Here is a 23,366-nt window from a genome sequence, read left to right as displayed (position 1 = left end):
CTGTGACGCTCATCGCTTCGTTTTTCACTCTCCGAACATCTCTTTCCTGCGTTCGTCTGTCATCGTTGGGTCATGGAGCACCCGGGTCTGTCTGCGGAATGGATCGCGTTGCTGACTGCTCCTGTTGTTCCTTGCTTGATTGCCAGCCTTCTGACTGGTTGTCGTTTGCTGTTTTACCACTTTTGTTTCGTTAAACTCACGGTTCCAGATCCGTACAAACTGCGAGTAGGACAGCGTGGTTTTTCCCCCGAGTTTTTCGTACACCCGTTTGCGATCGTAACCCTGTGTTTTCAGCGTTGTGATCAGCTCCAGATTCGCCCGGAATTCGACCAGACCCATGCCTCGTTGCGCCATAATTTCCCTCTCAGATAGTGCTATGCAATTTTATGAAATTTAGTGCAATTTTATGCGCTTATGTGCGCCTACTTCCGGGCACAATGACATTTAATGAAATTATGTGCAATTAAGTGCGCTTATGTGCGCATGGCGGGTTTTGAACAAAAAAAGGGCGAAACGAAATGGGCAAGATATGTGTTTGTGGGTACACGGGTAAACCCGCGTACTCACAAACACCTCTTGTTCTGCGAAGCAGCGACTGCCGTCTGGGGATTCGCTTGCAGCTCATCCCGTAGCACAAAGACACCTCCACACTTCAGCACCTGAACACCACGATGTTGGAGTGTGCCAGGCTGACGCGCTGCGCTTGTCCAACGCTTCGCGGCCACGCAATAAATTGCGTATCTGTTCACCGTTTCTGAAGGTGGGCCCGCGGGCCCATTTCATGAAAAACAGGTCTTCCGGTTCTGATTCTGGCTCAAACCCGACGATATGCGCCTGACTGCATAGCCATGCAGGTTGCGCAAAATTAACCTGCGGCTTAAGTATGGTTTTAGCGTGACTTAACTAAAACTTTTGAGGTGCAGGCGCCTGGATCTCGCTGAGGGCGTTCCAGGCGGTACCGACAACGGATGTTATGGTAAATCCGGATGACCGGCGGATACAAAAAATTCTGAGGTGTAACTGCAATGCTTGTTGGTTGCTGACACTTTTCTTCGAAATATCTGAGGTTCCGAAGCTAAACCCTTAAATGCAGATCGAGTCGACCCCAAGCAAACACAGCCCATTACACCTAAAAGTAGATTTTGCTTTGTATGTGCATCCTTGTGCTGTATTGTACACATTGTGCAATTTGATGTTTGATATGGGGGGGGGGGATGAGAAAAAAGATGGAGCTAACACCGGAGTTTGTTAGATCTACCAGAGAATCTGCCGGTTTAACTAAGCAGGATGCTGCAATTCTTATTGGGGTATCAAAGCGGACTTGGGATAGCTGGGAATCCGGTTTTAGGAACATGCCTGCGAATGCATTTAAGTATTTTTACTTTGTGGTTAATGGGAAGCCCCTAGAGCTAGATGGAGATGACATGGCTAGCAAAATCAACCATAGACAAATAGTTGTTATATTTGAATATTCTAATAATAGCGTTGAAGCTATTGATAGTGTTAGTGAGACTAATTTTATTTCTATTGAAACTAATGATGATGGCAAGACTGCCGTGGTCACTTCGCTGAAAGATAGTGGCGTCCAGTCCCATCGTAGAACAGAGTTTGTTATTAATGATAACCAATCTACTTATGATAAATTGGTTGAATGGAAGAAAGCTAGAAGCTGAATTGATAAATAACGATCCCTGAGCTCGCAGATTTTTTCTTTACAGTGAGTCATGGATGTTATGTTGAAGCTATTAATATATATGAGGACAATGCGTATGGCGCAGTCATTTGATAATATACTGATTTCTGATAAAGGGATGATCAGGCTCATTCGAAATAATGGGAGAGACTATACATTTCCAGCTAGTAAAATCCGCCGGGTTGAAGGCGTTAAAGCTGTAGAGAAAGTTAATAACGACGCGACTGGTTCAAATGGCGGGTCTGTTTCTGGATTTATTTTTGTGTTGGCGATTCATGTTCTTCGTAATTATGCTAATAAACATTCCAGCAATAAAAATCCCGAAGCAGAGTCTAAGCCAGATATGTTAGCCATATATACGGATGAAGACTATTTTTATGTGGAAACACCTTACACAGCCATGCTGCAAATGCGAATTGATCATGCGCGCATTTATTCGAAGAATGTTGCAGATTCTAAGTACGGTCATTTTAGTTAACAATTTCATTTATATGGTTTGTTAATCTAACTCGTAAGGTTTTATATGTTTTAATTTAGGTTGTAAGAGTCGAAGTCGGAACGTAGCTGCAAGGAACTTCTTGAGATTATTTTTTTCTGCGCGTAATCTCATGTTCTGCAAACAAAAAAAACACCGCTACCAACGGTGGTTCGTTTGCCGGGATTCAGAGCTACCAACTCTGAATCACGATGGTAGCTGGGTGTACAAGACCACAATTACCAAAACTGTTCTTTCAGTGTAGCCGCAGTCAGGCCACAACTTCAAGACCTCTTTGATAACCCTTCTTGTACACCTCCAGCTACCAATGGCTACCGCCACTGGCGATTCGTCGTATCTGTTCCGGGTTGGACTCAAGTTGATAGTTACCGGAATAGGAGTGGTAGTCGGGCTGAACGGGGGGTTCTTGCATACAGGGGTCCGCTTGGAAAACGGAAAATATCCTACGCTAAGCCTGTTTTTTAAGCAGGCATGACAGGCAGCTTTGAGCGAACAGCGGAAGTTCGCATATGGTTTTAGTCTGATAAAGGCATTACTTAAAGGGTGGGGTGGTAGATACTTACCACCCGTAATAGCGTATCGTTTTCTTTTACAAGCCGAATAGCAGTGCCCTCAATCGCAGGAGTGATTATGAATGCTAGCGAGATTTTCGTTTCAGTCGATATTGAAACATCCGGCCCGGTCCCGGGATTATTTAGTCTGCTTTCCATTGGGGCCTGTCTGGTGCATGCGCCCGACGTGCGTTTTTATACCGAGTTGAAGCCTGACTGCATTGGCTTTGATCCTGAGGCGCTGGCAGTGACGGGATTTAACCTTCAGGCACTGGTTACCACCGGCATAGCCCCCGCGGACGCCATGCTTCAGTTATCCACCTGGCTCACATCCCACCTTCAATCGAGCCAGAAGCCGGTCTTTACGGGACTGAATGCCCCCTTTGACTGGTCATTCATCAATTACTACTTCCATAAATATACGGGGAACAACCCATTTGGCTTCAGTGCATTAGATATTAAAGCTTACTTTATGGGGGCAACAGGCTGTACGTGGTCTGAGACCAAATCATCAATGATGACACAGCGTTTATCTGCCAAAGGAAGACCCAGCCATAATGCTCTGGATGATGCATTATTTCAGGCAGAGCTTTTTGCGTTGATGCAAAATAAAGGGTCTTGATGAATTGGGTCCGTTAAGGCCGCGACAAGTATGCTGTATACACTGCCTCCTGATACCTGCCCTCCCGAAATATCCAGGCTTTAATGCCTGTGGCCGATGGTGACGTGCCGGCAATCACCGCCACTGGATGGGGAAGATCACGTGCATTTTGCCTCGCGAATCGCGCAAAACTGGCAATGTCAGTCCCTGAGATGTGAGGAACTGCCTGCGGATGCGTATGCCAGTATCCAACCAAGCGCAATCCCTTCCTGTTTGCGTTCTCGATTTCAGTGCGGCAGCGATCGTTGTTCAGTTCGAGCCACGTTCTGCCAGCGCGGTCCGCAGGATGTGGCGCTGAAGCATGACACAGTACAATGCCGCCGGGATCGGCGGGATCGACAAACAGCTGCCCGCCTCGCTCATTTTCTCCCTGTGACTGCCGGTAGTGACCGAACATCTCAGAGACCTGCCGCCTAACCTGCAGCTCCGCATTCATATCCGGCCAGGCCCAGCGCCATGCTATTTCATTCATGCGTTTTGCCTGGGTTTCGGCCAGTTACGTTCAAAAACACTCTGGACAACTCCTTCAGGAAGTACAGGTCCCGTATAGCGTCCCCCCAACACTCCGGCCTCATCAGGGCGATACACACTGGAATGCCATTGAGTGACATCCCCTACAGTCGTCAGGTAACGTATTGCGGCCTGAGTGACCATTGTTGCAACACCATTCATTCCCGCCGAGCCTCCCGGTATAAAACTTTCACCACAGGCAGGAAGAGGCACAACGCCCCCATCCGGCCAGTCGGTAAACCGGTGCCTGAAGTCACCTCTATCGCTAAAAAGATATCTTGCATCAAAGCGGCCTTCAGGTGCGATCAGTGCATGCCCGACAAGTGTATGCGGCTCACTCCAGGCCTGTATCAGCCCCCATTTCGCTCCGGAGGCTTTCTTTTCCCAGAGGGCAGACTCTGATTCCCAGTCCGCTGTCGTGATAATAACCAGATCAACATCCTCGAAAATATCGGGTTTTTGACCCATAACCCATTCGATGTATGTATCCAGCGCGGTGACATCAAGCACAGGCAGATCCTGAAGCAGACGATGGCGCATGGCCTGAGACTTAAATTTGCCTAAATCCTCAGCACCCAGCATATGCCGCCCCAGATTGGGTGACTCCAGTCTGTCAGGATCGATAAGGGTCAGCCTGCCCAGACCGGCCTTGGCGAGTTGAATACTCACAGCAGATCCCAGCGACCCTACACCGACAAAGACAACATGCGAGTTCTCAAGTGTTTTTGCTGTGTTACTTCGATCCCGTGAAAAAAATGCCCCACGATCAATAATGTTCACACGCGATGACAGAATACTGGCCGGAGGTCCTTCTTTCTTTAACCCGGACTGACGGCGTGAGGATCTCAGGCCGTAAAAATGTGTACGGTCTGTTTCCTTCTTTCTGGTGCACAGGTTAACAGTAAATCTTGCCGCCCCGTCCCCACCCGGTAATGCCATGACAACCCATCGGGAAAGCAAAGCACTACTCTTTTCTGACCATTTAGACATCGCGGCCAGGGATTCTTCAGAAATATGTGGAGCAAGCCATTCGAGAAACGCGTGAGGTTCAGGCACCTTAATGCCAGGGAAAGACGTCAGTTTGACAAAGAAACCTGCTTCATGGGGGCTTCTTATCACAACCGAACGGCCAGTGGCACGTCTGAAATGCTGGCGGATAGCGTTCTTGTCAGACGAAACCCATACCGGGTTCAGGCCTGTATGACCGGTATACCTCGGATCGCTTACAACATACAAGACTGAACCCGATTCAGGCTCCCCCAAAAGAATCAGGTTACGTGCCGATCGTTTAAGCTGCCAGAGCCAGTAAGTGGAAATTTCATTCTGAAACTCCGTCTCCCGCCGTGCAGGATCTGCGTTTTCCAGAGAAAAAGACACAATGCTCGCAAAACGGGATAAGCTGTCCTGAACAATTTTCTCAGGCGAGCCCGTAACGGGCTTTTCCCTGAATCCATGGAGACACAACCCGGACGCCATGGCATGGGGCCAGACTAACCACGGTGAAGGTTCAACCTGAAGGCTAGGGGATTCAGACGGGAAACCGTTGGGAAAACCAATCCGTAGTCTTCGCTCAAGGCCGGTGTAATCAACAGGTAAAGGAAAATAAAAGGCGGCCGCTTCACCGACCCGCAGTTCAGCGGGCCTGAGAAGAGCCGAAGCATTGTCCGCGCCCAGACAGTCTTTAAGGGCGGAAATGCCGCGTTGTATCATCTCATCCTTCATATCAGCCGAGTCGTCCGACAGGTGCAACATTTGCCTGAGACTGGTTACTGCTGACTGAACTCCCGAACAGAGACCCCATTGCGACAGAGTTTCGTGTCACACCGTCTTGCCGCCCGGGCATCGTCCAGTTTGCCGGAATGCTCTCGTTAACTTCGCGAACGAATGTCGGACCAATACCGAACTGCTCCTGGACCGCCTTCGCAAAGGTTTCTGTCGACGCGTGGCTGTCGAGCCCCAGCGTCAGCGCCGAACGGGTACTCGCATGCCATTTATTAAAGGCATCAACGTATTTATAACCTTCATCCGGACGATTCCATTTTTCCGCAAAATTCTCGCCGTTATCTTCAGGATTGCAGACGTAATACTCATTACTGTAACGATGAATATGGTCAGGCATCCTGTTCACGATTGCCAGGATAGCCTGAAGCGGGGTGAAGGCGGTATATTCTGACTGCGCGACAACATCCAAATAAGCGTGAGTCGCAAGCGTGGTGATAACTGCCGAAATAGGCCGGTATCCTTCATTTTTCGTCCTGATCGCCCATTCATCCCTGTGCCTTTTCATCAGTTTAATGCTCGCACGTAACGGATCATCTTTTTGATATTCTTTATATTCAGGCAGCGGAGCCTGGGTCGCAGAGTCCATTGCTGCACGACTTTTATTAAACTCAACAACATGTTCAAGCATGATGTCCTGCTTTGACGCATCATGCAGCCAGTCTGCATAAGGAATGGGACTGCTTGCCTTCCAGCCGTGCTCCCTGTCGGGTACTTCGAGCATGCCCAGTCCGTCGCTTTGCTCATTATGATGGCAGGGACGTGCAGGTGTGACATCAATGTGGAAACCCGGATTTTCATCGGCGTAAACAATCCTGACACCGCGACGAAGTTGTTGAATATCCTCCTGAACCCTACTGCCCTCCTGGAAACGACGTTCAATGACCTCTAATACAGTCCGGGCATCGATCCCTCTGGCATGGGGTAACCAGACAATCGCATCGGCATCAATTGTCCCGAGATCTGCTGGCGCCCCAGGCACCGGGTTAATCGTTGTCTGAAGACGCATAGAACCTTGGGGAAAAATATGGGCATCCGCCAGCAGGGGATCATCGGCAGCAGAAAGAATTTTTTCCAGCTGAGAGTAGCGAGCATCAATAACGCTGTACTGAGCTGCTGATAACGAAATTTTTCGGGCTGCACGGAGAAGAAAATACTCCCAGCTGCGGTGTTTAGTCTGTTCGTTACTCATGGACGTTGCTCCTCTGTACATCCGATGCTAAGCATGGGGCGAAACTGGTTTGCGTTATTTTTGTCACGGTCAAAGATGATGTAGGGATGCTGATGCTGGGTCGTCAGCAAAGCCCCAAATTCAATGGCCAGCGCAGCAGGCACCGCGGCAAAAACATGAATGGCCTGGGTCGTGGTGGCTTCTAACTGACTGAGCAGCTTCTGCAGCTCATCTCTGAACGCATGGATGACCCTGCGGTTTGTCACCATGGCGTAGCTGGGTTCAGGTACAGTGAATTCTACAATTCGGGCACCCGGCAGTGCGGCGGTAACATCGCCTCGCGGTACCGCTGCGGAAAGAGACAGCACCAGAGCAACTGGCCTCTCACCTTGCGGAAGTTCAGAAGAGATAAACACCGGCGGCAGGGCATCTGTATCCGGCCAGCGCAATATATGTTCCCTGTTAAATGAATACTGAAAGCGTTTATAGCGGTCGCCAATGGTCTGGCCGAGGAAAAACAACGCCGGAATATCCGCAAGCCCAACCATGGCCAGAGCCGGCTTATCGCCAAATTGCCCCCCGCGGCGGGCAAGCCCGGCCTCGAGTTTTTCAGTGATTAAATCCTTAATCGCCTGCCAGTAACCCGCATCCCTTCCCCGTGAACTGGGCTCAGGGAACACAACCGTAACCGGATGGCACTGTGCCGTAAGCCCTTCTGCAGACATGGCGGTAAGAAGGGCCTGCGCCGGAATTGCAACCAAAGTCTGATGATGCTGGCTTTGAACGATAACCGGTATGGCGCGTTCCTCCCCGGGCGTGGAAGCCGCTAGGCGAATTCTGGTCAGGCAGGCAGAGTGAAGTCCGCTAAGATCATCTTCGGGATAATTATCGCCGTCACGATCAACCCGGTCATGGCATCCCGGACACAGTAGCATAAGATTCTCGCTGTCATTCGTCAGTGCCAGGGCCTCTTCTTCGCTGTGTGTGGCGTTTCCCCTGGGGCCTTTCGGGCTGGCAGGAAGAATATGGGCCACTTCTCCCCATTTCATCGGCGAACCGATACGAAAATCATGGGTCAGATCGGTTCCGCAGAGTTCACAATGACCCGCTGCACGGATCCAGACCAGAATTTTCACTTCAGGGCTAGTGTTAAAACGCCCACTCGAATCATCCGCCTTTTTTTTCGCATTCACGTAAGGGTACTCCTGAAAAGGAAAAACCATTAGCACGGGAAATACTGAAATAGGTACTGTTCATCTTTTTTTCAATACGCAACCGCGAAAAATATAACTCGCGAAACAAAATACGGAGCGGGCCGCCTATAGCGCTGCCAGGTCTGCATTGAGCGAACAGCGGAAGTTCACAGTTTGATAAAAGCAATACTTAAATCGTTGCGTTTTAAATAACAGTGATGCCGTGGTCGATATTTTCGATTACATTTAAGCGCTCTCCAATCGGACCCGGCGCCACAGTTATCTCAGGGGCAGCGAGAAAGAGGGAAATCGCATCAGTCAGCTATGGTAATCCCCCCGAAAAACCGGTGTGTTTATAAGTAGAATTTTCTCGAAATCTGAACCGGGGAGATCTCTATGAAAAAATCACGTTTTACTGACAGCCAGATCATGGCCATTCTTAAGCAAGCTGAGGCCGGAGCGCCAGTCACCGAGTTGTGCCGCGAGCATGGCATGAGTAGTGCCAGTTTCTATAAGTGGCGTTCACGCTTTGGCGGGATGGATGCCTCTATGATGGCCCGTCTGAAAGAGCTGGAAGACGAAAACCGCCGCCTCAAAAAGATGTATGCCGAAGAACGACTCAAAGCCGAAATTATTCAGGAGGCCATGGCAAAAAAGTGGTGAAGCCATCGCTCCGAAAGCAGATGGCACAGGACGCGGTCAGAAGCCGAAGTGTCAGCATACGTTTTGCCTGCCAGTTGTTTATTGTCAGCGAAAGTTGCTATCTCTATCAGCCGCAGCAAAATGAAGAAAATGACGTCATTGCCGACTGGCTGCTTCGCATCACTGACAGTCAGCGCAACTGGGGATTTGGTCTGTGCTTTTTGTATCTGCGTAACGTCAAAGGCTTCCGGTTTAACCATAAAAGGGTGTACCGAATTTACTGCGAGCTGTCGCTGAACATGCGAATAAAGCCGAAAAAACGACTGCAACGAGATAAACCTGAACCGCTGACGGTGCCTGAAAGCCGCAACGAATGTTGGTCGATGGACTTTATGCATGATCAGCTATCAGATGGTCGTTCAGTCCGTTTACTGAATGTCATCGATGACTTTAATCGAGAGGCTCTGGCCATTGATGTGGATTTTTCCCTGCCGGCAAGTCGTGTCGTCAGAACACTGGAGCAACTCATTGAATGGAAGGGGAAACCTGCCGCTATTCGGTGTGACAATGGTCCGGAATATACCGGAAAGATACTGACGTCATGGGCAGCGCGGCAGAATATAACCCTTCGTTTTATTCAGCAGAATGCTTATATTGAACGCTATAACCGGACGGTACGTTATGACTGGCTGGGACAGCACCTGTTTAGCTCACTGGACGAATTACAGGGCTATGCCACGCAGTGGCAATGGTTTTATAATCACGAACGACCAAATATGGCATTAAATGGCTTCACGCCGATGCAGCATATTCAGCGCATGACCTGATTCTACTTATCACTCCCGTTAAAAATGGGGGGATTACCTGCGTAATTAATTAGAATGGCATTTCAAATTTTCGAGAGTAAAAGTTTAATGGCAGAGATACTACCGTAATAGCAATGAGTGAGGAGTAACATCTACAGCAAAAACTGAGGTAATGAAGCATCATTTATTTTTCAATAACACTTGGTAATATTGTGGTAATGGTGGTGGCATATTCAAAATATTGATCCTTTTAATTTAACTGTTAAGCATCTTTTGTGTATTTTTCTTGTACTGAAATGGTGTGTGAATCATTAATTTTTTAAATCGAGTTATAAAATAAGTTACATCCCTAAAACCTACAGTTTCGGCAACCTGAGAAATTGTTAAGTCTGTTGTTTGAAGTAGATCACAGCTATGTTTGATCCTACTACAAATTATATATTCCTGAATGGTTCCACCTGTTTGGTTTTTAAATATTTTTGATATGTAATTAGGAGAGTAACCTAATTCTCTTGATATTAATTCAAGTGTTAGCCTCTCCGAATAATGCTCTCCAATCCAGTTCATAATCCTTGTTGAAATAGAGGAGTCATTTTTTATGAATTTTTCTGTTGACTCAGGAATGATGTTCATAATTTGCATGATTAAAATAATAACTTCATTAAGAGGGTAGTCAGTGCCATTGTTAACAGATTCAAAGTTTTTGAATATAGCTTTGATATATTCTGTGTTATCCGACAAATCATATGCTTGAGCTTGGGATAGATCGGATGAAATAAAATTAAAGATTTTATGTATCCTGGGGAAGGGCGTGAGAGCGTTTAAAATCTGTATCTGGTCTAAATGTATAATAGTTCGGTTGTAAGGATGCTTTTGATTACCCTCAATCTGAATTTTATGAAGTTTAAATGGAGGAAAAATAAAAATCCGGCCAGGTTTCGCTGTATATTGCTGGTTATCAACAATGACTAATCCATATCCATTCGATATATAAATGATTTCCAGGCATTGATGCCAATGATAATAATTGGCCATAGGTGTATCACGGTGGCGAAAAACCATAGAGCAATGATTCAGATTAATATGTTCAAATAATGAATTATTTTTCATTCAACATCTCTTAACTATGAGTGCTTGCGGTATCATATATTATAGCAGGTTAACGGTTTTTTAAATAATCTAGATAATTGGTCTTCTATACGTGGTTCCATGATTCTATGTGAGTAAATGTAGAAATATGTAGTAGGTGCTTCTATTGTGATAATTTTCAGTATGCCGATGATCTTATAAACTGATGCGATATCTATCAGGGTTGAGGCTCCATGGTTATTTATGATCTGTTATTGCAACAATAATAATGCTGGATGATAATATATGTTAACCTTATATTATCATCCAGCATTGATAACGAGAATCGTAAGTGTTATTTATTTACCAGTAAGAGTTCCATGTTTGATTTAGTCTTGTTAGTGCCTCTACAAAAAAGTAATCCCCAAAAATGCTACATTCATTTACTCCAATATTTTTGTTTACATTATATGCGGAGTATTTCAGTATTCCTTCGCAAGGATCATTTACTGTAGATAGATAATTATCTATCAGAGAATTCATAATGGTAACAGCCACATTTTCGTAATAGGATTTGTACTTGTCAGTTACAGGAAGAGCATTCGCTAACTCAAGTAACCCACAAACCGTAATCGCAGCGGCGGAACTGTCACGATATGTATCATCACCAACCAAATCAAGATCCCAGTTGCACACCATATCTTTAGGTAAACGGTTCAAAAAATAATGAGCTAACCTACGTGCTATTTCAACATACTCTTTCTGACCTGTGTACTTGTAACTTAGCATAAAACCATATATCCCCCAGGCCTGCCCCCGAGCCCAGCATGAACTATCACTATAACCTTGATGTGTTTTACCAAATTTTGGTTGTCCAGTGATAGTATCAATATAATAAGTGTGATGGGTCGATGCATCGGGGCGAACGATATATTTAGAAACTTGCTCAATATGCGCTATGGCTACAGAGGAAAACTTCTTTTCCCCGGTTTGTTGAGCCGCCCAGAACAAAAGGGGCAAGTTCATATTACAATCGATAATCATACGTCCACGTTGTTCATGATCATCTAGAGTTCCCCATGCCTGAATTATGCGGGATATTGGGTCGAATCGTGTAATAAGTTTTTCGGCCGCCTTAATGGCTGTCCGATGGGCCTCGTCATTCCCTGTTATTTTCCAGGCTGAAACACAGGACAAAGTATAAAGAAAGCCAAGATCATGATTGTCAATATCAATACCTTTGTCTAACCTTTCAGAAAATGAATATATCAAATTCTCTGCTTGAGTTCGAAATTGCTCATCACCAGTCAGTTCCCAACACAACCATAATTGGCCTGTCCAAAATCCTGTTGTCCATCCCTCATTATCTGTAACTGACCAGAGATCATCAGTACAGTTTGCAGATGGAAATTTTCCCATCAGCCTACTTATGTTTTTCGTGGTTTTCAGTGTGACATTATTAATCGCGAGTTCCAGCTTACTTTTAAAATCGTTTACGTCAAATTCCCCCAGTTTATCTTGATTGAAATTCCCGATTGTAATTGACTCTAACATAACTATAGTCTCCATTTATTTTGCTTTAACATCGATTGGTGTTTTATTAAATTGATGGGGCTTATGTTTTCTCTCAGCTTCATCATAGCTTTTTCCAGAAAGCGTAAAGTATGAAATGATAGTGAAGGTCAGTGCAAAAATCCCCATGAAGAAATATGTTTGTTCAAATCCATACGCATCGTAAAAATGTCCAACCGGAGCCGATATAATCGTTGAACCGACATAAACCATTGTTTGGTACCCAAGTAAATACATGGTTGCATTGAATTTCGCATGGAAATTATCAGCTATATATTTAAATACAGATACTAATAACAATGCCATTTCCATACCATAAAGCGTTTTTAGAATTGAGATGGCAATGTAATTATGTACTAAGCCACAGAGTATTAAACGAAAGCCTATTAATATTCCGCAAAGGATTAAAGCATTTTTCGCACCAAGTCTGTTTACAATTATAGGTGCAGTCAGCATACTGAAAAATTCGATTCCATTCTTCACCGTCATCATATATCCATACCATTCATTTCCGAGTTCTTTTGTTTTGAAAAAGGTAACAAAAAAACGTGGGAACTGCTGTTCGGCGACAAACATCACCCAAACAACACCTGCAACATACAATGCGAACATCCAGAATTTTCGTTCCTGCAAGAGGGTTGCAATATCTCGTGGTTTTATTTTCTCGGTGGAAATTACAGTAGTGCGCTCTATAATTGTCTCATCAATCTTAATGCTAAGTAGAATCAATAGCATAATGGCGGCAGTAGCACTGCTGACGACTAAGTTTATATTAGGTGAGATGTTAAATAATATTCCGGATACAGATGCCCCTACCGTACTTCCGATCGAACCAAGCATTCTTATGCGGCCAAATTCTGTACCATATAAACGACTAATACGATCCATGTAAGACTCATTCGCCGCCACACCAGCATACCATCCTAAGCTGAGGAATATTGAACCAGCGACAATACCAATTGGTGTATAATTAATTAATAATGGCTTGTATATATAGATAAAGAATGGAGCCATTGCGACTGAAATTAACCCTATAAAGTAAAGTATATTTTTGCTCATTCCTGAGCGATCAAGAATATATCCATAAACTGGCTTTGCGCATACTGCGAACACACCATTTACAGCAAACACCGTACCGATGGAAACACTATTTAAACCAATTACTTCACTTAGCCAGAGAGTGTATAGGATAAATGTAACGCTCCATGTAAAATAATATAAGAATGAATATACTCGCATTTTGGCTATCACATGCTTGGTGCGGTTCATAAGCGTTTCCTCATCATGCAAGATAGTTCTTCAACTATAATTTGGCCATAAGTAGAAGGCGCAAATCTTACCTTTCCTATTTGGCTGAATTAGTACTGTTGATGTAATGTGGAAAACACAATACACATTTTTTGGTTTATTTAAGTATGATGTATCTCACAAAAAGAAGATTCTTGCATTATCTGATTCCAATTAATGATAAAAAACAGGGAAAATTTAAACTATCAGTAGATAAGTTTAACTATTTTATCATTCTCTTTTTGAATTGTAGGGCCTCGATTGATGTAGGGTTTTTTGTTCTGATATTCAATGTGTTAGTCGCCATTGTTGACGATGGCATTCTGACCTGAGATAAAATACCAACCAATTTATCGTGGGTTTATGTTAGTTTCGAATCCCAAGAAAATGCCACTTTGAACATATAAAATGTCATGAAAATTATGACTCACATACTTTTTAAGTTGTGCATAAGTTTTTTCCGCAGAATATTTTTCATTCTATAACACATTATGTGAACTGAAATTATCCGTCGGTAGGGGGAATATTGAACTTCGATTGACCTTCCCCCATCGATTGAACTCACAATTCTTACCGGTCTTTCGATTGTTGCACGCGGATTGCTGGGTAATCACCGCTTTATTCTATGTTTTCTCTAAACCACTTAAACCAAACTGGCCAGGCTGCATCGACAGCCTTCTGAAAGGCTTTTGGTTGATACGTTGCGAGTATTTTTGATGTGACTGCCTTCACACTATGACCCAAGAGTAGATCGACAATCATGGGATCAATTCCAGCTTCACCACTCATCAATGACGCGGCACTGCGACGAATATCGTGCGTGGTAAAATCGTTACCTACTACCGAACGTAGACGTTCTGCAGCATGCGCCATAGTAGATTTTCCAATGTAACCCCAAACAAGCCCATCTGTTTTATTTTGTGTCCACGCCCATTCTTTTAATAGCGCAGTTAATTCTGAGGAGAGAGGGTAGATGCGTTCCTGACGTGTTTTTGTCCTGCTGGCGGGTAATGTCCAAATGTTGGCCTTTAGATCCAGCTCCGACCATACCATCTGAGTGATTTCACTTTTTCGAGCACCAGTTATCATAAGGAAGCGCATTGCAGCGTGTGAAGGCGTGTTTCCGAGGTTTTTCCAGAGACAGCGGTATTGCTCTTTACTTAAGCGGTTTTCCCGCACTTTACCAATGACTGCTGCGACAGCTTTGCGGTCATGGACTTCAGACAATTTTTGAGGCACGTACACGGGGTGCCCTGATTGTCCTTCGACAGCATGGGCCTGGAATGCGTATAGCATTATAGTGCGAATAATTTGGCATACTCTGTGTGCAGCATTGGAGGGACCCAAAGCAAGAAGCAGCATGTAGACGTTTTGGTAAGTTAGCTTCTCCGGAGGGAGACCATGTAATGATTTGCAATGCTTATTCCATATCGATTGACGGTTTGTTTTCGATGGTTCAGGACATTTGATTTGCAACCATTCATTGAACAGCTGATCCATGTTCTTGGGTGTACCTGAAACTGTGTTATCGGGGAACTGGCCGCGTTTTACCTTTGATACCTGGAGACTATGCCATTGCCGGGCATCTTCCAGGCTATACGCAGGAAAAGTACCTAAGGTAATATCATATCCAGAAGCGATGTATCTCCAGCTTTTGGTAATGGTGCCAGATGGATTACGGCGAGCAACCAGATACAAACCTGTCAGACCGTTGTTGAACACATTCTCCTTTTTCATGTTCTTGTTTTCAGGAACTGAGAATCGTTGAACATCGGTTTTTGTTTTTAGCATTGGCATAATCCACTTTTTTCTATGTACCCAAAATGTACCAAAATCCCCATGAGATTGTAAGATTTTTAATGAGATTGACTTGGATTTAAAATATGTTTATTTTCATAGTTATATGTTCTTTTTGATACCTACTGACACTCAGTGATGTAATGCTGAATAACTTGATCTGGATAATGCCAGCGTAGGGAAGTCAGAAACCCTCGCAGGGTATCGCTTCTTACCGACTGGCAGGAGCGTACCATGCAACCTGACCTGCTAAATTCTGCGCAGCTCGCGCACACTTCACACCTTTTACGCGACCGTTCGCCACTCGTTCACTGCATGACCAATGACGTGGTGCAAACCTTCACCGCCAATGTTTTGCTGGCGCTGGGCGCATCTCCGGCGATGGTGATTGATGCCCAGGAAGCCCCACAGTTTGCCGCTCTCGCTGATGCGCTGCTGATTAATGTCGGTACGCTGACCCAGGAACGCGCGCACGCCATGCGTTTAGCCGTCGACAGTGCCAACGCCAATAACACGCCCTGGACGCTGGACCCGGTAGCGGTCGGTGCGCTGAGTTTTCGGACTGAATTTTGTCAGCAGCTGTTGGCGCTGCGTCCGGCGGCTATTCGGGGCAACGCCTCTGAAATCATGGCGCTGGCGGGCATGAGCCACGGTGGACGCGGGGTCGATACCACCGACACTGCCGTCGCCGCATTGCCGGCGGCCCAGGCGCTGGCGCGTCAATATTCAACTCTGGTCGCGGTCACCGGTGAAGTGGATTACGTCACCGACGGGCGCCGGACGCTGATGATCACCGGCGGTGATGCGTTAATGACGCGGGTGGTCGGCACCGGCTGCGCGCTTTCGGCCGTGGTCGCCGCGTGCTGTGCGCTGCCGGGCGATGCACTGGATAACGTGGCTGCCGCCTGCGGCATGATGAAACGCGCCGGGCGCGTGGCGACGGAAAACAGTCGCGGACCGGGCAGTTTTGTCGCCGCCTTCCTCGACGCGCTTTACGCGGAGGGCCAGCCATGAAACGGATTAACGCACTCACCATCGCCGGAACCGACCCGAGCGGCGGGGCAGGGATTCAGGCAGATCTGAAAACTTTCTCTGCGCTGGGCGCTTACGGCTGTTCGGTCGTGACGGCGCTGGTGGCGCAGAATACGCGAGGCGTGCAGTCGGTTTATCGGATCGAACCTGATTTTGTCGCTGCTCAGCTGGATTCGGTGCTCAGCGACGTGCGTATCGACACCACCAAAATCGGGATGCTGGCGGAAACGGATATCGTGGAAGCCGTTGCGGAACGCCTGGCGCGCTATCGCATCGAAAACGTGGTGCTCGACACCGTCATGCTGGCAAAAAGCGGCGATCCGCTGTTGTCTGCCTCGGCGGTCGCCACGTTGCGCAGCCGACTTTTACCGCAGGTTTCACTGATTACGCCAAATTTGCCGGAGGCCGCCGCGCTGCTGGAAGCGCCGCACGCGCAAAACGAACGCGAAATGCTCGAGCAGGGCCGCGCGCTGAGGGCGCTGGGATGCGAAGCGGTGCTGATGAAAGGCGGGCATCTGGATGATGCTGAAAGCCCGGACTGGCTGTTTACCGCTGAGGGAGAAACACGGTTCACCGCGCCGCGCGTGCAGACCAAAAATACTCACGGCACCGGCTGCACGCTGTCGGCGGCGTTAGCGGCGCTGCGCCCGCGCCACGCAAACTGGCTGGAAACGGTGCCTGAAGCCAAGCGCTGGTTGTCGGCGGCGCTTTCCGCGGCGGATTCTCTGGAGGTCGGTCACGGAATTGGCCCGGTGCATCATTTTCACGCGTGGTGGTAGTATACTGGCTGAAACTGTCTGTCAGGAAAACCAGAGATGGAACAAGCGCATACCCGGCTTCTCGCCCAACTGAACGAGCGCATCGCCGCCGCCGATAATACGCCGCTGTACCTGAAATTTGCCGAAACGGTAAAGAACGCGGTGCGCAGCGGTTGGCTTGAGCATGGCAATATTCTGCCCGGTGAGCGCGACCTCAGCCAGCTGACCGGCGTTTCGCGTATTACCGTGCGCAAGGCGATGCAAACCCTGGAAGACGAAGGCGTGGTGACGCGCGCCCGCGGCTACGGGACGCAAATCAACAACATCTTTGAATACTCGCTGAAGGAAGCGCGGGGGTTTTCTCAGCAGGTGGTGGTGCGCGGCAAAAAACCGGACACGCTGTGGGTCAACAAACGGGTAGTTGAATGCCCAGCGGAGGTGGCCGAACAATTGGCGCTGGCGCCGAAAAGCGAGGTGTTTTTGCTCAAGCGTATTCGTTACGTGGATGAAGAAGCGGTGTCGATTGAAGAGTCGTGGGTGCCATCGCACCTCATTGCCGACGCCGATGACATCGGTATATCGCTGTATGACTACTTTCGCAGCCAGCATATTTTCCCACAGCGGACCCGCTCGCGAGTCAGCGCCCGGATGCCGGACGCTGAGTTTCAGTCGCACATCAAAATGGATGACAAAATCCCGGTGCTGGTGATCAAACAGGTGGCGCTGGATCAGCAGCAGCGGCCGATTGAATACAGCATCAGCTACTGCCGCAGCGATTTATACGTGTTTGTGTGCGAGGAGTAATTCCTCGCGCGAAGGCGCGCAGTCACCGCCCCGGTGGCTGACCACCCACGACGCCACCGCGTTACCGAGCGTCACCGCGTCGGCCAGCGACCAGCCTGCGGATAACCCCGCCAGCACGCCGCCGGCATGGCTGTCGCCCGCGCCGATGGTGTCGACCACCGTCGTCGGAAACGCCTGCGCTTGCCCACATTTTTCGGCACTGAAATACCATGCCCCGTCTTTATCCTGTCGCACAATCAGTGGCGCATTCCAGCGCGCAAGCCAGGCTTTGCCCAATTCGCTGATGTCCTTCGACAGCTGCTGCTGTTCGGCGACAATCTCCGCTTCCTGACGGTTGAGGGTAATAATTGGCTGACAGGCCATGATCCGCGCGAACAGTTGCGCAGGCACATCGGCAATGCGCGGTCCGAAATCAATCAGCGCCGTCACGCCGGGCATCGATTCCAGCCAGCTAATCAGCAACTCAGCGCAGGGGGCGGTGAGCTGATAACCGGAAAGATACACCAGCCCGTTTGCGTCACGCGGCAGACGCGCCAGCCAGTCGTCATTCCAGGCATTTTCCACCCCGGTGAACGACATAAACGTGCGTTCGCCGTCCGGCTCGACCAGCGCCAGACACCAGCCGTTATCGCCTTTGTCGGTGTCGATAATGCTGCTAATGCCCTGGCGGGAAAGATTGTTGCGCACGATGTCGGCCCACACGCCCTGGCCGAGCGGCAGGGCGTTACAGGCGTCAATGCCCAGACGTTTCAGCGCCACGGCGACGTTCAGCGCGCAGCCGCCAATATTGACGCTTTGCTGTTGTAATTCGATATCGCAGCCGCGCCACGGCAGGGCATAGGCGTCGGCGATGACGTCAATCACCGCCGAGCCGATGACCGTCACCGGGCGCTGCTGGCGAAGCTTGCGCAGTGTGTCGCTTAGCATGCTTCCTCCCGCCGTTGACGATAGCCCAGCAGGGCCGTGGCGTAGCGGCCAAAGTCCAGCTGATTTACGTCGTCGAGTTCCTGTTTCAGCGCCGGGTCGATGCCGTCAATGCCGTGCAGCGCGCCGCAAATCGCCGTCGCCATCGCGCCGATGGTATCGGTGTCGCCGCCGAGGTTGGCGCATAACATGGCGCAGCGGTTCGGATCCGTTTGTGCCAGTTCGACCATCGCCACCGCACAGGCGACCGATTCGATGGTGCTGGTGCCCGCCCCGACCAGCTGATAAAGCTGTTCGCTGGCCGATTCCACACCGTGCGCTTCACGAACAGTTTTCAGCGCAAGTTCGATACGCATGGCCAGCGACGCGTTGAAGGTGGTGACGCGTTTTTCCTGTGCCTGACGGGCAACGGCGGGCAGAGCATCGACAATGTTTTTCCAGCTCTCACCGTCCACGGCGCGGGAAACAGCCCAGCCGATCACCGTCGCTCCGGCAATCGCTAAATCGGATTTATGCGTCGGGCTTGAGGCCAGCGCAATGTCATCAATAAAGGTGTCGAGACAGGCGGGAGGTAACACGCAGCCAAGCGGTGAAACGCGCATTGCCGCGCCGTTGGTCACGCCGTTGTTTTCCAGTTCGCTCACCGGTTTGCCGTCACGAATGGCGTTCAGTGCGATTTTTGAGGTCGGGCCGAGCACGTTTTTGTTGAAGGCATCGAAGCCTTCCGCCCATGCCAGAATGTGGCGGCCAATCACGTCCGGAACAATGTCGCCGTCGCATTCGATCAGTGCATCCGCCAGACACAGCGCCATCGACGTGTCGTCGGTAAACTCCGCGCGTTTGAAATAACAGGCGGCGTTGTTCTCCGCCGGGCCATCGAGAAAACGGTCGATCCAGCCAAAGTGTGCCTTCACGCGGGAGCGAGGCCACAGTTCAGAGGGCATCCCCATCGCATCGCCTAACGCCTGACCGTACAGGGCCCCAAGAATTCGTTGGTATTTCATTTCACTTCCTCATGTGTCATCGCCATGTCGCGTTCGTCGTTGTCGACGTGGATGGCGGTAATGTCTTTGTCCGATTCGCGGAAGAACAGCATAAACAGCACGGCAATCACCGCGATCATGATTGCGCCGAAGGTCCACATGCCTGCCCAGTTAAAGGTCAGCCCATTGACGGGCGTCTTGTAGGCGAACATTTTTTCCATCATCACGCCGCCGAGACGGTAGCCGAGCAGGCTGCCGAAGCCCTGACAGCAGAGGGTAATCAGCCCCTGTGCGGCGGTGCGCATGTGAACCGGGGATTTTTTGTCGACGTAGATATACGCGGTGACGTAGTAAAAATCGTAGCTCACGCCGTGCAGCAGAATTCCGAGGAAAAGCAGGCCGTAGGTAAAGTATTGTTCTGCGCTGCCGTAGACGAAGAAGCCGTAACGAATGGCCGCCGTCACCAGACCCAGTAACAATACCTTTTTAATACCAAAACGCTTTATGAAGAACGGCAGCGCCAGCATAAAGAAGATTTCGGAAAACTGGCCGAGCGTCATCCACCCGGTGGCGTTGTGCATCCCGACTTCGGTCAGATAGCCGTTGGCGAAGATGTAGTAGAACGCCAGCGGCATCGCGAACAGGAACGAGCAGAAGAAAAAGACGAGGAAATTTTTGTCGCGCAGCAGCACCAGCGCGTCTAATCCAAGCATCACTTTCAGGCTCATTTTGCCGGTGCTTTTCGGCGGCGTATTCGGCAGGAACAGCGCGAAAACGCCCAGTAACGCAGAGCTCGCGGCGGTGATCAGCAGCGGAATGCTGGTCGGTGAAATGTCGTTGTAGCCCATCATCTGCGGCAGGAAACCGCACACCAGGCCTGAGGCAATCCAGCCGACGGTACCCATCACGCGAATGCGTGGGAAGTCGCGTTCGACGTCCGGCACGTGAGAAAACGCGATGCTGTTGGTCAGGGCGATGGTTGGCATATAGGTCAGCGAGTAGCCCAGCAGCAGCGGGAAGAAGCCGTTGAACGTTGTCTGCTGCGCGGCGAAGAACATCAAAATCGCCCCGGCGAACATCAGCACCGCCAGTACTTTTTGCGCCGGGAAGAAGCGGTCCGTCAGCGAGCCGACGAGAATAGGTGAGAGGATCGCGGCGATGGCGGTACAGGCGTAGGACCAGCCGATTTCTCCGGCGCTAAAGCCGTTTTTGCTCAGCCATAGCCACAGCGGCACAAACCACGCGCCCCAGATAAACCACTCCACGAACATCATGAATGACAGCTTTACTGTAGTTTTCATCTTTAAATCCTTCATGACAGGTAAGGTACGCCTGCACACTACCATTTAATAATACCTTTTAAATACCTTTGAGGTGTTTCCTTGAGCGACTTAACACTTTTCCACACCTGAATCGAGCCAGCGGAATGTGCTTAAAAGGCACGAATACGCTGGAAAAATATGCCTCAGGAGACCAGGCTTAATGTTGCCTGAAAAACAGGCACAGGACATTCAATGCCAGCCTGGCTGGCACTTACGGGAGTTATCGCTATGACTGATATTGCGCAGTTTCTTGGCAAAGACGCCGACAGCCTTTTACAGCATCGTTGTATGACCATTCCGTCCGGGCAGCTCCATCTTCCCGGTTCCGATTACGTCGATCGCGTGATGATTGACAACAACCGTCCCCCAGCCGTACTGCGAAACATGCAGACTCTGTATAACACCGGGCGTCTGGCGGGCACCGGCTATCTCTCTATTTTACCGGTAGACCAGGGTGTTGAGCACTCGGCGGGCGCATCGTTTGCTGCAAATCCGCTCTATTTCGACCCAAAAAACATTGTTGAGCTGGCGATTGAAGCGGGCTGTAACTGCGTGGCCTCAACCTATGGCGTGCTGGCGAGCGTATCGCGCCGTTACGCGCACCGAATTCCGTTCCTCGTGAAGCTGAATCACAACGAGACGCTGAGCTACCCGAATACCTTCGACCAGACGCTGTACGCCAGCGTAGAGCAGGCGTTCAACATGGGCGCGGTGGCGGTAGGGGCGACCATTTATTTCGGTTCCGAAGAATCGCGTCGACAGATTGAAGAGATTTCTGCGGCCTTTGAGCGTGCGCATGAACTCGGCATGGTGACCGTGCTGTGGGCGTATCTGCGTAATTCCGGCTTCAAAAAAGACGGCGTGGATTACCACGTTTCTGCGGATTTAACCGGTCAGGCCAACCATCTGGCGGCCACCATCGGTGCGGATATCGTGAAGCAGAAAATGGCGGAAAATAACGGTGGCTACAAAGCGGTGAATTTCGGCTATACCGACGAACGCGTGTACAGCAAACTCACTACCGACAATCCAATCGATCTGGTGCGTTACCAGCTGGCGAACTGCTATATGGGTCGCGCGGGCCTGATTAACTCCGGCGGTGCCGCTGGTGATAACGATCAGGTCGACGCCGTTCGTACCGCGGTTATCAACAAACGCGCGGGCGGGATGGGGCTGATCCTCGGCCGTAAAGCCTTCAAGAAATCGATGGCTGACGGCGTGAAGTTGATTAACTCCGTGCAGGATGTCTATCTTGACGAAAAAGTGACGATTGCCTGATAACCCCCTGAATAAAAAGCCTCCAGACATCGGGAGGCTTTTTTGTCAGCGCAATAACGGGCAGCCCGGCGGCAGACGACAGCGCAGGGCGTTGGGCAGAATTTCTATGCGGAAATCGCGGCCCGTTTTGGGTTCGCCGTCGAGATTAAAGGTGATGTCGTGCGGCGCAGTGATTTCAAACCACGACGACACGCCGTCTATCAGGTTCGGATTTTCTTCCGGGCGCGAGAGGGTGGAGAACAGCGCGGGCAGCAGTTCCTCGCCGGTGAAAATGCGCAGGTGCAGCAGGCCGTCGTTGATTAACGCTTCCGGGCAAAGCTGCTGCCCGCCACCGGCCTGACGCCCGTTACCGATGCCAATCACCAGCGCGTCGCCCTGCCAGTAAAAACCTTCGCCACGAATTTCGCAGCGGTCGGCTTTCAGGGTGTCCATTCGCATCAAACCATGGATCAGATACGACACGCCGCCGAGCGCGGCTTTCAGTTTTTCCGGCGTTTCACTGGTGATGCGCGTGCCAAAACCGCCAGTCGCCATGTTGATAAAGCAGGTTCTATCGTTGACCTGGGCGATATCAATTTCAGTCGCGTTCCCGGCGATCGCCAGTTTCAGGGCTTTGCTCAATTCATCGGGTACGCCAACGCTGGTGGCAAAATCGTTGGCGGTGCCGAGCGGCAGAAGGCCAAGCGCCGGAATGTGGCTGTGTTTGCAATGGATAATCGCGGTCGCGACTTCATTAATGGTACCGTCGCCACCACCCGCGATGACTGTCGCCACGCCTGACTCACAGGCTTCGTCCAGATAGCGCGCCGCATCGCCTTTCTCCCAGGTGACGCGGACATGGATTTCCACGCCTTCGTCGCGCAGCTGGGTGATGGCTTCACGCAGCTCCGGGTTTCCGGCTCCTTTGCCATTTAAGATCAACATGCTGGGTGGAAAGTCAGTCATCCGTTTTATCCAAATTATTCAACATGATAAAAAGTGTACCTTATGATCTGGAGTTGTGCATGAGACCAGGCTGAATTAACAGGCGTCGTGATGC

Annotated in this window: 22 protein-coding genes; 8 read left to right on the top strand and 14 right to left on the bottom strand. The window is 49.5% G+C overall.

Going from position 1 to position 23,366, the window contains the following annotated elements; genetic code table 11:
* Positions 1 to 24: 24 nt before the first annotated feature.
* The gene (locus tag MUU47_RS10630; RefSeq protein WP_258988169.1) at positions 25 to 339 is read right to left on the bottom strand and encodes a hypothetical protein; all 315 of its coding nucleotides are present in this window, start codon (positions 337 to 339) and stop codon (positions 25 to 27) included.
* Between the two features lie 887 nt (positions 340 to 1,226).
* On the opposite strand from MUU47_RS10630, the gene MUU47_RS10625 reads away from it, so the two are divergent.
* A complete protein-coding gene (locus MUU47_RS10625) occupies positions 1,227 to 1,673 on the top strand; it encodes a helix-turn-helix domain-containing protein (RefSeq protein ID WP_258988168.1) in 447 nt (148 codons plus the stop codon).
* A 96-nt stretch (positions 1,674 to 1,769) separates the two neighbouring features.
* Entirely contained in the window at positions 1,770 to 2,171 is a 402-nt protein-coding gene (locus MUU47_RS10620; RefSeq protein WP_258988167.1) for a hypothetical protein, read from the top strand.
* Positions 2,172 to 2,490: 319 nt separating this feature from the next.
* On the opposite strand, the gene MUU47_RS10615 is transcribed toward MUU47_RS10620, so the two are convergent.
* A complete protein-coding gene (locus tag MUU47_RS10615) occupies positions 2,491 to 2,601 on the bottom strand; it encodes a replication initiation protein (protein WP_258988165.1) in 111 nt (36 codons plus the stop codon).
* Between the two features lie 218 nt (positions 2,602 to 2,819).
* Here MUU47_RS10615 and MUU47_RS10610 point away from each other — a divergent pair, with 218 nt between their 5' ends.
* Positions 2,820 to 3,362: a 3'-5' exonuclease gene (locus MUU47_RS10610; protein WP_258988163.1), complete on the top strand. Its 543-nt coding sequence runs from the start codon at positions 2,820 to 2,822 to the stop codon at positions 3,360 to 3,362.
* A 13-nt stretch (positions 3,363 to 3,375) separates the two neighbouring features.
* Here MUU47_RS10610 and MUU47_RS10605 read toward each other — a convergent pair whose 3' ends face one another.
* Genes MUU47_RS10605 through MUU47_RS10590 form a run of 4 tightly spaced genes read right to left on the bottom strand, consistent with a single transcriptional unit; the run spans position 3,376 to position 8,054 of the window.
* A complete protein-coding gene (locus MUU47_RS10605) occupies positions 3,376 to 3,873 on the bottom strand; it encodes a Mov34/MPN/PAD-1 family protein (protein ID WP_258988161.1) in 498 nt (165 codons plus the stop codon).
* On the bottom strand, positions 3,870 to 5,621 hold the full coding sequence (locus MUU47_RS10600; RefSeq protein WP_258988160.1) for a HesA/MoeB/ThiF family protein: 1,752 nt from the start codon (positions 5,619 to 5,621) through the stop codon (positions 3,870 to 3,872). Before MUU47_RS10600 ends, MUU47_RS10605 begins: the two co-directional genes overlap by 4 nt.
* A 13-nt stretch (positions 5,622 to 5,634) precedes the next feature.
* Positions 5,635 to 6,882, bottom strand: a complete 1,248-nt coding sequence (locus tag MUU47_RS10595; RefSeq protein WP_258988159.1) for a nucleotidyltransferase domain-containing protein — start codon at positions 6,880 to 6,882, stop codon at positions 5,635 to 5,637.
* A complete protein-coding gene (locus tag MUU47_RS10590; protein ID WP_258988158.1) occupies positions 6,879 to 8,054 on the bottom strand; it encodes an HNH endonuclease in 1,176 nt (391 codons plus the stop codon). The genes MUU47_RS10595 and MUU47_RS10590 overlap by 4 nt, the downstream gene beginning before the upstream one ends.
* Before the next feature lie 396 nt (positions 8,055 to 8,450).
* Between MUU47_RS10590 and MUU47_RS10585 the strand changes: the two genes are divergently transcribed.
* Positions 8,451 to 9,523, top strand: a protein-coding gene (locus MUU47_RS10585; protein ID WP_258988157.1) for an IS3 family transposase whose coding sequence is annotated in 2 segments (ribosomal slippage) — positions 8,451 to 8,703 and positions 8,703 to 9,523 — 1,074 coding nt in all. Because the reading frame shifts where the segments join, the coding sequence is not laid out codon by codon here.
* 234 nt (positions 9,524 to 9,757) lie between these two features.
* Here the strand turns inward: MUU47_RS10585 and MUU47_RS10580 are convergent.
* The 4 genes from MUU47_RS10580 to MUU47_RS10565 all read right to left on the bottom strand — a co-directional run bounded on the left by MUU47_RS10580 (position 9,758) and on the right by MUU47_RS10565 (position 15,220).
* Positions 9,758 to 10,612 carry an AraC family transcriptional regulator gene (locus tag MUU47_RS10580; RefSeq protein WP_258988156.1) on the bottom strand — a complete coding sequence of 285 codons (855 nt, stop codon included), beginning with the start codon at positions 10,610 to 10,612 and terminating at the stop codon, positions 9,758 to 9,760.
* Positions 10,613 to 10,933: 321 nt separating this feature from the next.
* Complete coding sequence (locus MUU47_RS10575; RefSeq protein WP_258988155.1) at positions 10,934 to 12,124, bottom strand: glycoside hydrolase family 88 protein; 1,191 nt, start codon at positions 12,122 to 12,124, stop codon at positions 10,934 to 10,936.
* A 15-nt stretch (positions 12,125 to 12,139) separates the two neighbouring features.
* Entirely contained in the window at positions 12,140 to 13,411 is a 1,272-nt protein-coding gene (locus MUU47_RS10570; RefSeq protein WP_258988154.1) for an oligosaccharide MFS transporter, read from the bottom strand.
* Positions 13,412 to 14,047: 636 nt separating this feature from the next.
* Positions 14,048 to 15,220, bottom strand: a complete 1,173-nt coding sequence (locus MUU47_RS10565) for a tyrosine-type recombinase/integrase (RefSeq protein WP_258988153.1) — start codon at positions 15,218 to 15,220, stop codon at positions 14,048 to 14,050.
* A 240-nt stretch (positions 15,221 to 15,460) separates the two neighbouring features.
* Between MUU47_RS10565 and thiM the strand changes: the two genes are divergently transcribed.
* From thiM to MUU47_RS10550, 3 genes are read left to right on the top strand one after another with little or no spacing between them, the layout of a single operon-like run.
* Positions 15,461 to 16,240, top strand: a complete 780-nt coding sequence (gene thiM / locus MUU47_RS10560) for a hydroxyethylthiazole kinase (RefSeq protein WP_258988152.1) — start codon at positions 15,461 to 15,463, stop codon at positions 16,238 to 16,240.
* Positions 16,237 to 17,037 carry a bifunctional hydroxymethylpyrimidine kinase/phosphomethylpyrimidine kinase gene (gene thiD / locus MUU47_RS10555; RefSeq protein ID WP_258988151.1) on the top strand — a complete coding sequence of 267 codons (801 nt, stop codon included), beginning with the start codon at positions 16,237 to 16,239 and terminating at the stop codon, positions 17,035 to 17,037. The genes thiM and thiD overlap by 4 nt, the downstream gene beginning before the upstream one ends.
* Positions 17,038 to 17,073: 36 nt before the next feature.
* Complete coding sequence (locus tag MUU47_RS10550; protein WP_159775626.1) at positions 17,074 to 17,820, top strand: GntR family transcriptional regulator; 747 nt, start codon at positions 17,074 to 17,076, stop codon at positions 17,818 to 17,820.
* Here the strand turns inward: MUU47_RS10550 and MUU47_RS10545 are convergent.
* The 3 genes from MUU47_RS10545 to MUU47_RS10535 are packed head-to-tail and all read right to left on the bottom strand — an operon-like array spanning position 17,794 to position 21,028.
* Entirely contained in the window at positions 17,794 to 18,747 is a 954-nt protein-coding gene (locus tag MUU47_RS10545; protein WP_258988150.1) for a PfkB family carbohydrate kinase, read from the bottom strand. The two genes, MUU47_RS10550 and MUU47_RS10545, sit on opposite strands and share 27 nt — an antisense overlap.
* Entirely contained in the window at positions 18,741 to 19,748 is a 1,008-nt protein-coding gene (locus MUU47_RS10540) for an ADP-ribosylglycohydrolase family protein (RefSeq protein WP_258988149.1), read from the bottom strand. The genes MUU47_RS10545 and MUU47_RS10540 overlap by 7 nt, the downstream gene beginning before the upstream one ends.
* On the bottom strand, positions 19,745 to 21,028 hold the full coding sequence (locus MUU47_RS10535; RefSeq protein WP_258988148.1) for a nucleoside permease: 1,284 nt from the start codon (positions 21,026 to 21,028) through the stop codon (positions 19,745 to 19,747). The genes MUU47_RS10540 and MUU47_RS10535 overlap by 4 nt, the downstream gene beginning before the upstream one ends.
* A 249-nt stretch (positions 21,029 to 21,277) precedes the next feature.
* On the opposite strand from MUU47_RS10535, the gene fbaB reads away from it, so the two are divergent.
* Entirely contained in the window at positions 21,278 to 22,327 is a 1,050-nt protein-coding gene (gene fbaB, locus MUU47_RS10530; protein ID WP_258988147.1) for a class I fructose-bisphosphate aldolase, read from the top strand.
* Between the two features lie 45 nt (positions 22,328 to 22,372).
* Here the strand turns inward: fbaB and yegS are convergent, their stop codons facing one another.
* The gene (gene yegS / locus MUU47_RS10525; protein ID WP_258988146.1) at positions 22,373 to 23,272 is read right to left on the bottom strand and encodes a lipid kinase YegS; all 900 of its coding nucleotides are present in this window, start codon (positions 23,270 to 23,272) and stop codon (positions 22,373 to 22,375) included.
* Positions 23,273 to 23,366 lie beyond the last annotated feature (94 nt).

Source organism: Scandinavium hiltneri (assembly GCF_024764835.1).
In the GTDB taxonomy this organism is placed as follows: domain Bacteria; phylum Pseudomonadota; class Gammaproteobacteria; order Enterobacterales; family Enterobacteriaceae; genus Scandinavium; species Scandinavium hiltneri.
Note: the sequence above shows the minus strand (reverse complement) of the source record. Positions and strands in the feature narration are given on the sequence as shown.

Excerpts from the sequence above, each read along its gene's own strand:
- MUU47_RS10630 (WP_258988169.1), bottom strand. The coding sequence starts at position 339 with ATGGGTCTGGTCGAATTCCGGGCGAATCTGGAGCTGATCACAACGCTG.
- MUU47_RS10625 (WP_258988168.1), top strand. The coding sequence starts at position 1,227 with ATGGAGCTAACACCGGAGTTTGTTAGATCTACCAGAGAATCTGCCGGT.
- MUU47_RS10620 (WP_258988167.1), top strand. The coding sequence starts at position 1,770 with ATGGCGCAGTCATTTGATAATATACTGATTTCTGATAAAGGGATGATC.
- MUU47_RS10615 (WP_258988165.1), bottom strand. The coding sequence starts at position 2,601 with ATGCAAGAACCCCCCGTTCAGCCCGACTACCACTCCTATTCCGGTAAC.
- MUU47_RS10610 (WP_258988163.1), top strand. The coding sequence starts at position 2,820 with ATGAATGCTAGCGAGATTTTCGTTTCAGTCGATATTGAAACATCCGGC.
- MUU47_RS10605 (WP_258988161.1), bottom strand. The coding sequence starts at position 3,873 with ATGAATGAAATAGCATGGCGCTGGGCCTGGCCGGATATGAATGCGGAG.
- MUU47_RS10600 (WP_258988160.1), bottom strand. The coding sequence starts at position 5,621 with ATGATACAACGCGGCATTTCCGCCCTTAAAGACTGTCTGGGCGCGGAC.
- MUU47_RS10595 (WP_258988159.1), bottom strand. The coding sequence starts at position 6,882 with ATGAGTAACGAACAGACTAAACACCGCAGCTGGGAGTATTTTCTTCTC.
- MUU47_RS10580 (WP_258988156.1), bottom strand. The coding sequence starts at position 10,612 with ATGAAAAATAATTCATTATTTGAACATATTAATCTGAATCATTGCTCT.
- MUU47_RS10575 (WP_258988155.1), bottom strand. The coding sequence starts at position 12,124 with ATGTTAGAGTCAATTACAATCGGGAATTTCAATCAAGATAAACTGGGG.
- MUU47_RS10570 (WP_258988154.1), bottom strand. The coding sequence starts at position 13,411 with ATGAACCGCACCAAGCATGTGATAGCCAAAATGCGAGTATATTCATTC.
- MUU47_RS10565 (WP_258988153.1), bottom strand. The coding sequence starts at position 15,220 with ATGCTAAAAACAAAAACCGATGTTCAACGATTCTCAGTTCCTGAAAAC.
- thiM (WP_258988152.1), top strand. The coding sequence starts at position 15,461 with ATGCAACCTGACCTGCTAAATTCTGCGCAGCTCGCGCACACTTCACAC.
- thiD (WP_258988151.1), top strand. The coding sequence starts at position 16,237 with ATGAAACGGATTAACGCACTCACCATCGCCGGAACCGACCCGAGCGGC.
- MUU47_RS10550 (WP_159775626.1), top strand. The coding sequence starts at position 17,074 with ATGGAACAAGCGCATACCCGGCTTCTCGCCCAACTGAACGAGCGCATC.
- MUU47_RS10545 (WP_258988150.1), bottom strand. The coding sequence starts at position 18,747 with ATGCTAAGCGACACACTGCGCAAGCTTCGCCAGCAGCGCCCGGTGACG.
- MUU47_RS10540 (WP_258988149.1), bottom strand. The coding sequence starts at position 19,748 with ATGAAATACCAACGAATTCTTGGGGCCCTGTACGGTCAGGCGTTAGGC.
- MUU47_RS10535 (WP_258988148.1), bottom strand. The coding sequence starts at position 21,028 with ATGAAAACTACAGTAAAGCTGTCATTCATGATGTTCGTGGAGTGGTTT.
- fbaB (WP_258988147.1), top strand. The coding sequence starts at position 21,278 with ATGACTGATATTGCGCAGTTTCTTGGCAAAGACGCCGACAGCCTTTTA.
- yegS (WP_258988146.1), bottom strand. The coding sequence starts at position 23,272 with ATGACTGACTTTCCACCCAGCATGTTGATCTTAAATGGCAAAGGAGCC.